This is a genomic window from Streptomyces sp. NPDC056527 (assembly GCF_042794475.1).
GTDB lineage: Bacteria > Actinomycetota > Actinomycetes > Streptomycetales > Streptomycetaceae > Streptomyces.
This window is the reverse complement of record NZ_JBHTTQ010000229.1, coordinates 1-2,068: the sequence shown is the minus strand read 5'-3', so window position 1 is coordinate 2,068 and position 2,068 is coordinate 1. Positions and strand designations below refer to the sequence as shown.

The following is a 2,068-nucleotide window of genomic DNA, read 5'->3' as shown; positions in this document are numbered from 1 at the left end:
TGACCGCCCCCGGCCCGGCGACGGCCACCGGTTCCCGAGGCGATCAGGAGACAGGCGACCTTGACCAGCATCACGCAGTCCACCGCCCCATGTCAGGCTCCAGCGGACGCCGAGGACGTCCTGCTCGGCGTGGACACTCACAAGGATGCCCACGCCGCAGCCGTCATCACCGCGCTCGGCGCCGCCCTGGACAGCCGCAGCTTCCCCGCGACCGCCGATGGCTATCGGCAACTCCTCGACTGGGCACGATCGTTCGGCGTGCTGCGACGGGCCGGCGTCGAGTGCACCGGCTCTTACGGAGCCGCCCTGACCCGGCACCTGCGCGCCGAGGGCATCGAGGTGACCGAGGTCAACCAGCCCGACAAGGCTGCCCGACGCCGCCACGGCAAGACCGACGCCATCGACGCCGAGGCCGCCGCCCGCGCCGTGCTGACCGGACGCGCCACCGCCGCGGCGAAGACCAGTGACGGCCCAGTGGAAATGCTCCGGCTGTTCAAGCTGGCGAAAGGGTCCGCGATCAAGTCCAGAACCCAGGCGATCAACCAGCTCAAGAGCGTCCTGGTCTCAGCTGACGCAGCCCTCCGCGAATCGCTGGCCGGCCTGAGCAACCCGCACCTGTTCAAGAGGTGCGCCGAGCTCGACGCTCAGCACTCAAATGGGCCGGTCGGGGCTGCCCGTCACACCTTGAGGCTGCTGGCCCGCCGCATCCGCCACCTGACCGAGGAGATCGACGATCTCAACAAGCGGATAGCCGAGGCCGTCGAAGTCAGCACACCGGGCCTACTGGAAGTCCGCGGCGTCGGCCCGGACAGCGCCGCTGCTCTACTCATCTCGGCCGGTGACAACCCCGAGCGACTCGTCAGCGAGACGTCCTTCGCAGCCTTATGCGGCACCAGCCCGGTCGAGGCTTCCTCCGGGAAGACACAGCGCCGCAGGCTGAACCGCGGCGGCGACCGCCAAGCGAACGCCGCCCTCTACCGGATCGTCCTCAGCCGTCTGCGCTGGGACGACCGCACCCGCGATTACCTGCAACGACGTCTGACCGAGGGCAAGACACGCCGCGAGATCATCCGCTGCCTCAAACGCTACGTCGCACGAGAGATCTACCGGCTCATCGTCCCGACAAGCACTCCGACTGACCAGACATGGCCCACGACAGTCGCTGCTTGACATCCATAGGGGCATCAAGCTCGCGGTCCGCTATGAGGCCGCTGTGGCTTTATTCACGGGTTGTGAAGCCCGTTGTTCACGGGTTTGGGAGGCGCCCAGATCCACGGTCGGGTGATGTTCACGAGTTTTGAAGTCGCCAGGGTTCTTGCCACGGGAGCATCGGGATGCTCCTGGTGAAAGGGCCTGGTCATGCCGCAGATGTCGAAGATCGAGCTGTACGCGGCGATCCGTCGCGACCACCGCGGCGGTATGAAGATCCGGGAGATCGAGCGCAAGTACAACGTGTCATGGCGGACGGTCCGCAAGGCCGTGGACTCGGTCTGGCCCGAGCCGAGGAAGCAGCTGCCGCCGCGGCCGACCGCGCTGGATCCGTACAAGCCCCTCGTCGATGAGATGCTGCGGACGGATCTGGACGCGCCGCGCAAGCAGCGGCACACGATCACGCGGATCTTCCACCGCCTGGTCGAGGAACACGCCGCGGACGTCTCCTACGAGATGGTCCGGCGCTACGTCTCCGACCGGAAGCCGCAGATCCTCATCGAGTCGGGGAAAGCACCGGTCGAGGCATTCGTGCCGCAGACCCACCAGCCCGGTATGGAGGCCGAGGTCGACAGGTCGACTTCGGCGACGTCACGATCCGCCTCGCCGGCGAGCTTGTGACCTGCTATTTGTTCTCGTTCCGCCTGTCCTACTCGGGCAAGGCCGTCCATCGCGTCTTCGCCTCTTGCGGCCCGGAAGCCTTCTTCGAAGGGCACGTCCACGCGCTGCGGACGCTGGGCGGAGTCCCCCGGAGCAAGGTCCGTTACGACTGTGAGGATGTTGGGGTGCCGCTCTGGGCGGTGGCCTGACTCGCGATACGACTGGCCCTGGTGCCTTGAGTTTGATCTGTCGGCCACTG

Annotated in this window: 2 protein-coding genes; both read left to right on the top strand. The window is 67.0% G+C overall.

The genetic code is table 11. The features are described 5' to 3' along the window. The first annotated feature begins 60 nt into the window (after positions 1 to 60). Positions 61 to 1,170 carry an IS110 family transposase gene (locus ACFQ7Q_RS38070; RefSeq protein ID WP_383563846.1) on the top strand — a complete coding sequence of 370 codons (1,110 nt, stop codon included), beginning with the start codon at positions 61 to 63 and terminating at the stop codon, positions 1,168 to 1,170. 189 nt (positions 1,171 to 1,359) lie between these two features. After that, positions 1,360 to 1,830, top strand: coding sequence for a hypothetical protein (locus ACFQ7Q_RS38065; RefSeq protein WP_383563843.1), 471 nt, complete (start codon positions 1,360 to 1,362; stop codon positions 1,828 to 1,830). Positions 1,831 to 2,068: the final 238 nt, after the last annotated feature.

Bases quoted from the DNA above. Each gene is read 5' to 3' on its own strand.
- ACFQ7Q_RS38065 (WP_383563843.1), top strand. From the start codon at position 1,360: ATGCCGCAGATGTCGAAGATCGAGCTGTACGCGGCGATCCGTCGCGAC.